Origin of the sequence: Roseateles sp. (genome assembly GCF_031397715.1) — a bacterium.
GTDB lineage: Bacteria > Pseudomonadota > Gammaproteobacteria > Burkholderiales > Burkholderiaceae_C > Paucibacter_A.
Map to the genome: position 1 here is coordinate 1 of NZ_JANNMI010000426.1, position 7,581 is coordinate 7,581.

Consider the following 7,581-nt stretch of genomic DNA (forward strand, 5'->3'; position numbering starts at 1 on the left):
GCATGATGGCCGCGCCGACGGCGGCGCTGAAACGCTGGGTCAGCCAGTTGAACAACAACAATGTGCAGGGCGAGTACTACCTGACCGACATCGTTGCAATGGCGGTGGCCGAAGGCGTGCCGGTGCTGGGTATTGCCGCACCGAACGAGACCGAGGTCTTGGGCGTCAACAGCCCGGTGCAACTGGCCGAGCTGGAGCGACGCTTCCAACGCGAACAAGCGAACGATTTGCTGGAAGCCGGCGTGCGCCTGGCCGACCCGGCCCGCTTCGATCTGCGCGGCACTTTGAGCTGCGGCCAAGATGTCGAGATCGACGTCAACTGCGTGTTTGAAGGCCAAGTCAGCCTGGGCGACGGCGTGCGTATCGGTGCCAACTGCGTGATCCGCAATGCCAGCATTGGCGCCGGCGCACGCATCCATGAATTCACTCATATCGACGGCGAGGCCCAAGGCGTCAAGGTCGGCGCCGGTGCTTTGGTTGGGCCGTTTGCGCGGCTGCGGCCCGGCGCCGACTTGGGCGACGAGGTTCACATCGGCAACTTTGTCGAGGTCAAGAACTCGACCCTGGCCAAGGGCGCCAAGGCCAACCACCTCGCCTATTTGGGTGACGCTACCGACGGCGAACGGGTCAACTACGGCGCCGTCTCCATCACCGCCAACAATGACGGCGCCAACAAGCACCGCACCGAGATCGGCGCCGATGTGCATGTGGGCTCCAACTGCGTGCTGATCGCACCGGTGGTGATTGGTGCGGGCGCCACCATCGGCGGCGGCTCCACCATCAGCAAAAACGTCGGCGCCGGCGAGCTGAGTGTTGCGCGCGGCAAACAGGTGGCGATTGCGGGATGGACAAGGCCGGTCAAGAAACGCTGACTTTTGCCGATCGTCTGCGCGATAATTCACGCCGACGGTCGTCTTCACTGTGCGCACCCCCGATCTGCGGGAGGCGCGGTCAGAAGCCACCGCCTAGCATTGGGCCGACAGCAGTGAAAGCACATCATGGCGCGACATTCCACGCTTCTCCCGATCCCGCAAACCCAGCAGGACGACAGCATTTTGATCGACAGCCCCTGGCCGAGCCTGGATGACGCGCAAACGCGCCAAGCGCAGGCCGCTCGCAGCGCTGCGCTGGAAACCCAAGCCCAATACCATGCGCAGTGCGACGACGCCGCCAGCGCCTGCTGGTATTTGTGCCGCAGCCTGGGGCTTGCGCGCCAGATGGACGCCGGTGGCGAACCGACGCTGGAGTTGCTGTTCGAGTTGCTGGGCGCCTTGGCGGATCTGCCTGCCGGTATCGGCAATGCACCGATACCCGAACAAGTCGATGCCGACAAACTGGGGGTGTTTGAGCTCTGTCAGCAGCTGGCCGCCGCGCGCGATGCCAGCCAAGAAGCCTGGGTTGACGCCGAATTGGCCGCCCCGGTGCAGACCCAGACGCACTGAAGAAGGGCCGCTGTCGCTACAGCTGTCGATGAGCAGCGACGGGTTGTCGCGGATTGCAAAATCAGTGCCTCGGCGGCATGCTAGACGGCAGTTCAAACGGAGCTGCGCATGAAAATCCTGAAAATTCTCGGCCTCAGTCTGCTCGGCCTGCTCGCCGTCTTGCTGATCGGCGGCCTGCTGCTATCGCCCAAGTTCAGCGTCTCACGCAGCGTGCAGATTGCCGCCAGCGCCGACAAAATCTTTCCCCTGGTTGCCAACCCGAGTCAGTGGAAGCAATGGAGCGTCTGGAATCGCCGCGATCCGGCCATGCAGATCGAGTACAGCGGGCCCGAGTCCGGCCGCGGCGCGGTCTGGGCCTGGAAGAGTGCCAGCGAGGGCGACGGCAAGATGAGCTTCACGGCCGCGGAGGCCCCCAAACGCATTGCCTACGACCTCTATTTCCCGGACTTCGGCACCACCTCCAGCGGGGAATTTCGCTTTGAGCCGCAGCCCAGCGGCGGCACCCAAGTCACTTGGCTGATGAATGGCGATATGGGCAAGAACCCGCTGTTCCACTGGATGGCGTTGTTTGCCGACGGCATGGTCGGCAAAGACTTCGAGGCCGGTTTGACAAATTTGAAATCCGTGGCCGAGAAGCAGCCCTAGCCATTTCGGCCAATGCCTACTAATGAGGCAGACCGATGCAATACCAGTCATATCAATGACTTATAGGCACTGCGCGCGGCTTGCCCACGGACTTATCCACAGACAGCGGGGATAGATCACGGTGATTGCGCACCGACGGGTCGGCACGGCCGCGTTGATGAATGAAAATGGCGCCATGCGTATCCGCTCCCCTTCCCTGCACGAACTGCATGCCTTTGCCGCCGCCGCCCGGCTCGGCAGCTTCTCCAAGGCGGCCGAAGACTTGTGCGTTACCCAGGGCGCCATCAGCCGTGCCATCGGGCACCTTGAGGATCACTTGGGGCAAACGTTTTTTGTGCGCCACGCCCGCGGCATCGAGCTCACCGCGCGCGGGCGCGATTACCTGAGCTTGATCCGCCCCGCCTTGCAAACGCTGGAATCCGCCGCCACCTTGCAACGCTCACCGGACGCACCGACCCGGCTGCGCCTGTCGGTGCCGCCGACCTTGGCCGCCAAATGGCTGATTCCCAGATTGCCGGATTGGCAGGCCTTGCATCCGCAGATCACGCTGTCCCTGGCGCCCGCGTCGCATGATGAAGACTACAGCGACCCTGACGTCGATGCCTGGTTGCGCCCGAGTGCGAGCGGCTTCCCGACCGGCATCGCCACCGAATACATCGTCGGGCGTGAAATCGTCGCCATCTGTCATCCCAAAGACCTGCGCGGCAGCACGGCGCTGAGCGAGCCGGCCGATCTATTGACCCGCCCGCTGCTGTGCAATACCAACTATTCGCACAATTGGCGCATCTGGCTGGACGCGGTCGGCTTGACCGGGCAGCAGGTCAAACCTAGCGCCGAATTTGAGCAAGTGTCTATGCTGGTGCAGGCGGTGGCCGCCGGGCTGGGCGTTGCCGTTGTGCAGCGCTGCTTGATAGACGACGAACTCGGCGCCGGCCGCGTGGCCATACCGTTTGAAAACAAGGTCGCGTACACGGTGGGCTATATGCTCTGCACGCGTCGCGCCAGTTACTCAAACCGGGCGCTGCAGCAACTGCTGCTGTGGCTGAAAGCGCAAGCGCCGCAGTGAAGCCACCTGCCTCAGGCGCTTGGTGGCGCCAGCAAGCTGTGCTCATGGCCGGCAATCAAACGGCTGATACGCGACACCGACAAGCCCAGCTGACCCGCCAAGGCGTTCATGGTCTGCCCAGCCTCGGTATGCGCCTTGTAGAGCGCGTGCTCACGCGTCTCGCAACTGGCCCGGCATTGCGCCCAATCGAAGCCCGGCGCCGCCTCAGGCTTGCGTCCGGGCCGGCTGAGGGCCTTGGCCCCGGCTTGAGCTTCCACGCGCGCCAGCATGGCTTTGGCAAAGCCTGCATCGCCCAAAAATATCTGTTGCCGCAATCGGCCCGGCCAAAGCGTCAAGTCGGGCTGCTTGGCGAGCAATTTGGCATAGCGCTCCGCAGCGCACCGCCGGGCGGCTGGTGTGCCGGCCGGCCGGCCGAGCACGTAACTCCACAACCCAACAGCATCGAGCCAGACCGGCGCGGGGTCAACTCCAACATGCGCGCGACAGCTGGACCAAGCCCACTGCTGCGCCGTCTGCACCAAGCCCAGACGCAAGGGATTGAGCTCCACATAGCGGCAAGCATCCAGCAGATGCACCTCCCGGTCGACCAAGACTGCCTTGAAGCGGCCATGAAACAGCGCACCATCGACGCGCCGCTGGCGCTTGTGCTGCTGGGCATAGACGCCACCCAAATGACGCATCAAACGCGATAGATTGGCTCGGCCGGTGTAGAGCAACAGGTGGTAATGATCGGGCAGCAGGCAGTAGGCCAATACCTGCGCATCGAAGCGCTGCATCGTTTGCGCCAGCAAGCCTAAAAACGCAGCGCGGTCGCCGTCATCTGCGAAGGCCGCAGTGCCGGCTTCGGACCAGGAACTGACGTGGTAAACGGCACCTGGGAATTCAATGCGCAGAGGACGAGCCATGCGCGAACATAGTCCAACCTTACGAAAAAGGCAAGGTCTGACCCCGCCGCTGCAATTGCCCAGCGGATCGGCCCATCAGCGCTTCTCGTGCTGGCCCTCCAACACCGCCAGCACGGACTGCCCACCGAGCAAAAAGGCCATCAACATAAAGGAAACATGGTTCGTCATGGCGCGCTGCAAAATTTGACTGAAGGGTGAGCGTCCCATGCAAGATGGGGTACAAACCGGCACTCCCTTTGCTCTGTTTTGAAAGCACCCCATGGCGGCCTCCAGCCTGTTTGCCCTGATCGACGATATCGCCACCTTGCTGGATGACGTGGCCCTGCTCAGCAAGGCCGCCGCCAAGCAGACCACCGGTGTGCTCGGCGATGATTTGGCCCTCAACGCCCAGCAGGTCAGTGGCGTGGCCGCCGAGCGCGAGCTGCCGGTGGTGTGGGCCGTCGCCAAGGGCTCAGCAAAGAACAAGGCGATCTTGGTGCCCGGCGCCCTGGCCATCAGCGCCTGGGCGCCGTGGGCCGTGACGCCGCTGCTGATGGTCGGCGGCACCTATCTTTGCTTCGAAGGCTTCGAGAAGCTCGCTCATAAGTTTTTGCACAGCGCCGAGGAAGATGCCGACGCGCAGCAAGCGCTGCGCAGCGCCGCCCTGGCCTCCGAGCAAGACCTGCTCAGCTTCGAGCGCGACAAGATCAAGGGCGCGATACGTACCGACTTTGTGCTCTCGGCCGAGATCATTGCCATCACCCTAGGCACCGTCGCTGCAGCCACCTTCACGACGCAGGTGCTGGTCTTGAGCGGCATTGCGGTGGTGATGACCATCGGCGTCTACGGTCTGGTGGCGGGCATCGTCAAGTTGGACGACGCCGGCCTCTATTTGAGCCGCAGCAAGAACCGGCCGCTGCGCGCTTTTGGTTTGGGTTTGGTCGCGATGGCGCCGGGTTTGATGCGCACCCTGACCGTGGTCGGCACGATTGCGATGTTCTTGGTCGGCGGCGGCATTCTCAGCCACGGACTGCCGCAGTTGCATGGCTTAGCGGTGGCCCTGGCGGCTCTGCTGGGGCCTGCCGCGCCCGTCGCCGGCCTGCTGGTTGATGGCTTGGTCGGCCTGGCCGCCGGCGCCGTCAGCGTGGCGGTCTTTACCCTGGGTCAGCGCATCTGGCGCGCGCTGAAAGACTGAGCCGGAGTACGATGTCGGCATGAAGATCTACCAAATTGAAGTCCAAAAGTTCAAGGCCGCCTCGAACAATATCCATGGCCAAATCTTGTTCAAGGTGAACGCGCTGGTGTCCCCCAAACCCGAAGTCGAAGGCATTGAGCCCAGTACCATCATTGCGCTGACCGAGCCCAATGCGCGCGTGCTGATGGCCTTGCTCAAGGCGCAATTGCAGGAATTCGACGGCAAGAAAGCCCGCAGCCGGTTCTGATTCCACAGGCTGCGACAATCACGCCATGGAATATCCCCAATACGACCCCAAATCCGACAATCTGCCGCTCTCCGACGAGGAGTTGTCGACGCTGGATGACATGCTGACCAAGCTGCCCAGCGAAGCCTCGATGAATATCGAAGCGCTGGACGGCTACCTGGCGGCGCTGCTGTTGAGCCCCGTGCTCTTGGCCGATTTACCCGGCGCCGACTGGTTGCCAGTCGCCTGGGGCGGCGACGGCGACGACCTCGAAGCGTCGACCAAACCCGAAAACTACCCCTTCGCCAGCGGCAAGCAGCGCAAGCGCGTGACCTTGCTGGTGTTGCGCCATCTGCGCTCGATTGCGTGGCAATGGACGGCCAAGCCGGAGCTGTGGGAGCCGATCTTCAGCGTCGCCGAAAGCGATGTTGAGGGCGAAGCCGACCTGACCGATGCCGAGGAATGGGCGATCGGTTTTCTGACCGCCGTGGATCTGGCTCCAGAAGCCTGGGAGCCGCTATTTGACGACGCCGTGACGGGTCCATTGCTGGCTCCGATCGCCTTGTTGGGTGCCGACGAGACGCAACTCAGCGAGGAAGACCGCGCGCGCCTGGCCGACCCCAAGGAGCGCGACACCATCAGCCGCGCGGTGCTGGACAATGTGCTGCAGCTCTGGGCCGCACGCGCCAAGCATTGAATGGGGCTCTGGCGTAAGGCATTAGTTCGGCGGACCACCTCTACCGCCTTGTTGATCGCCTTAGCCACACTTAGCTCTTGCGGCACGACGTCGGTCAACCCCGTCACCGGCAAGACCGAACGCACGGTGATGGACGCGGCGCAGCTACGGCTGCTCAACGGCGCCTTGGACCTTGAGCCCAAGCCCGGCCAGCGGGTCAAGGTCGTGCTGACCTCGCCCTGAGAAAGCGGCTCAAGGCTGGGCGCGCCCCAGATGCTGCAACCAAAACGCCTCGTACTTGCGGTGCCAGCCCGCAGCTTTGACCGTACCGCCCATGCCATGCTCGCCGTCCGGGTCGAGAAACAGATCGACCAGCCCCTCCTTGCCCGACGCAAGCAGCTCCCGGTAGACATTCACCGTGTCTTGGTACAGGACGTTAGGGTCCAGCATGCCGTGCACCAGCAGCAGCGGTTTTTTCAGCCCCTTGGCCATCGGCAGCAGCGAGTACTTGCGCAAGTTCGGCTTGGTCCGGTCGACCTTGCCAATGGTGCGGCCGCTGTACCAGCTGTTGTAGTTCTCCCATTCGGTCGGGCCGGCACCGGCGATGCCGGCGGCAAACAGATCAGGCTTGTTGTACAGCGTGTATTGGGTCTGAAAGCCGCCGAAGCTCCAGCCGTTCAGGCCAACGCGCGCTGGATCAATACCGAAGTTGGCGCTCATATGGGTGAACAGATCCTCCAGATCCTCGGTCTGCGGCAGGCCCGGGTTCTCCCAGTTGGCGCCCGAGAAGCGGCGGCCGTAGTTCGAGTGCCCGCGTGAATCAATCGTCACCATCACATAGCCATGCTTGGCCGCCATATACATCGCGAACACATAGGCGCTGGGCTGGAAGCTGTCGGCCTCGACCGAGTGGCGGTCGTTCAGCGGGCCGCCGTAGATGTAGACCACCGCCGGACGCTTATCGGCCGCGCTCCAGCCGGCCGGCTTGAACACATAGGCGGGAATGCTGTCGCCATGGCGGTTCTTGAACGCGAAGCGCTCGGGCCGCAGCGCATCGACCTGCGCCCAGGCCTTGTCATGGCTGTCGGTCAACACTGTTGCCTCGGCTTTGGACACGCCAGCGACCGCGATCAGCTTCAGCTCCGGCCGCGCCGCCCAGTTGCCGGCGTTCGCCGATAACCATTGACCGTCATAGGAGACCACGCCGGCCCGGTGGTAGTCGGCGGCCGCGCCGAGTGCTTGCATAGCGCCATCGACCAGATTGACGCGGAACAAATTCATCGCCGCCAGGTCGCCCTTGTTGGCGGCGACAAACATCGTCTTGCTGTCCGGCGTGAAGCCCAGCACCTGATGGGCCTCGAACTCGCCGCTCAGCAAAGGCCGCAGGCTGCGCGCCGCGATGTCCCAGGCATAGGGCTGGCGAAAGCCGGCCTCGTCCAGCACCAGC

10 protein-coding genes are annotated in these 7,581 nt (G+C 63.4%); 8 read left to right on the top strand and 2 right to left on the bottom strand.

Translation table 11 applies throughout. From position 1 onward, the window contains the following. The 4 genes from RMO57_RS18625 to RMO57_RS18640 form a co-directional block, all read left to right on the top strand. A partial coding sequence (locus tag RMO57_RS18625) for a bifunctional N-acetylglucosamine-1-phosphate uridyltransferase/glucosamine-1-phosphate acetyltransferase (RefSeq protein ID WP_310389202.1) occupies nt 1-872 on the top strand: 872 nt, incomplete at its 5' end. A gap of 126 nt (nt 873-998) precedes the next feature. Beyond that, nucleotides 999-1,442 carry a hypothetical protein gene (locus RMO57_RS18630; protein WP_310389203.1) on the top strand — a complete coding sequence of 148 codons (444 nt, stop codon included), beginning with the start codon at nt 999-1,001 and terminating at the stop codon, nt 1,440-1,442. 108 nt (nt 1,443-1,550) lie between these two features. After that, complete coding sequence (locus RMO57_RS18635; RefSeq protein ID WP_310389205.1) at nt 1,551-2,087, top strand: SRPBCC family protein; 537 nt, start codon at nt 1,551-1,553, stop codon at nt 2,085-2,087. Between the two features lie 175 nt (nt 2,088-2,262). After that, nucleotides 2,263-3,153: a LysR substrate-binding domain-containing protein gene (locus RMO57_RS18640; protein ID WP_310389207.1), complete on the top strand. Its 891-nt coding sequence runs from the start codon at nt 2,263-2,265 to the stop codon at nt 3,151-3,153. An 11-nt stretch (nt 3,154-3,164) separates the two neighbouring features. Here RMO57_RS18640 and RMO57_RS18645 read toward each other — a convergent pair whose 3' ends face one another. Beyond that, complete coding sequence (locus tag RMO57_RS18645) at nt 3,165-4,058, bottom strand: transposase (RefSeq protein WP_310389209.1); 894 nt, start codon at nt 4,056-4,058, stop codon at nt 3,165-3,167. A gap of 259 nt (nt 4,059-4,317) precedes the next feature. On the opposite strand from RMO57_RS18645, the gene RMO57_RS18650 reads away from it, so the two are divergent. From RMO57_RS18650 to RMO57_RS18665, 4 genes are read left to right on the top strand one after another with little or no spacing between them, the layout of a single operon-like run. After that, nucleotides 4,318-5,232, top strand: a complete 915-nt coding sequence (locus tag RMO57_RS18650; protein WP_310389211.1) for a DUF808 domain-containing protein — start codon at nt 4,318-4,320, stop codon at nt 5,230-5,232. 19 nt (nt 5,233-5,251) lie between these two features. Next, nucleotides 5,252-5,479: a hypothetical protein gene (locus RMO57_RS18655; protein WP_310389213.1), complete on the top strand. Its 228-nt coding sequence runs from the start codon at nt 5,252-5,254 to the stop codon at nt 5,477-5,479. A 25-nt stretch (nt 5,480-5,504) separates the two neighbouring features. Next, nucleotides 5,505-6,155: a UPF0149 family protein gene (locus RMO57_RS18660; RefSeq protein WP_310389215.1), complete on the top strand. Its 651-nt coding sequence runs from the start codon at nt 5,505-5,507 to the stop codon at nt 6,153-6,155. A 48-nt stretch (nt 6,156-6,203) separates the two neighbouring features. Beyond that, nucleotides 6,204-6,377: a hypothetical protein gene (locus RMO57_RS18665; protein WP_310389216.1), complete on the top strand. Its 174-nt coding sequence runs from the start codon at nt 6,204-6,206 to the stop codon at nt 6,375-6,377. Nucleotides 6,378-6,386: 9 nt separating this feature from the next. On the opposite strand, the gene RMO57_RS18670 is transcribed toward RMO57_RS18665, so the two are convergent. Next, nucleotides 6,387-7,581: prolyl oligopeptidase family serine peptidase (locus tag RMO57_RS18670; RefSeq protein WP_310389218.1), on the bottom strand; the 1,195-nt coding region annotated here is incomplete at its 5' end.

Bases quoted from the DNA above. Each gene is read 5' to 3' on its own strand.
- RMO57_RS18640 (WP_310389207.1), top strand. From the start codon at position 2,263: ATGCGTATCCGCTCCCCTTCCCTGCACGAACTGCATGCCTTTGCCGCC.
- RMO57_RS18630 (WP_310389203.1), top strand. From the start codon at position 999: ATGGCGCGACATTCCACGCTTCTCCCGATCCCGCAAACCCAGCAGGAC.
- RMO57_RS18650 (WP_310389211.1), top strand. From the start codon at position 4,318: ATGGCGGCCTCCAGCCTGTTTGCCCTGATCGACGATATCGCCACCTTG.
- RMO57_RS18660 (WP_310389215.1), top strand. From the start codon at position 5,505: ATGGAATATCCCCAATACGACCCCAAATCCGACAATCTGCCGCTCTCC.
- RMO57_RS18645 (WP_310389209.1), bottom strand. From the start codon at position 4,058: ATGGCTCGTCCTCTGCGCATTGAATTCCCAGGTGCCGTTTACCACGTC.
- RMO57_RS18655 (WP_310389213.1), top strand. From the start codon at position 5,252: ATGAAGATCTACCAAATTGAAGTCCAAAAGTTCAAGGCCGCCTCGAAC.
- RMO57_RS18635 (WP_310389205.1), top strand. From the start codon at position 1,551: ATGAAAATCCTGAAAATTCTCGGCCTCAGTCTGCTCGGCCTGCTCGCC.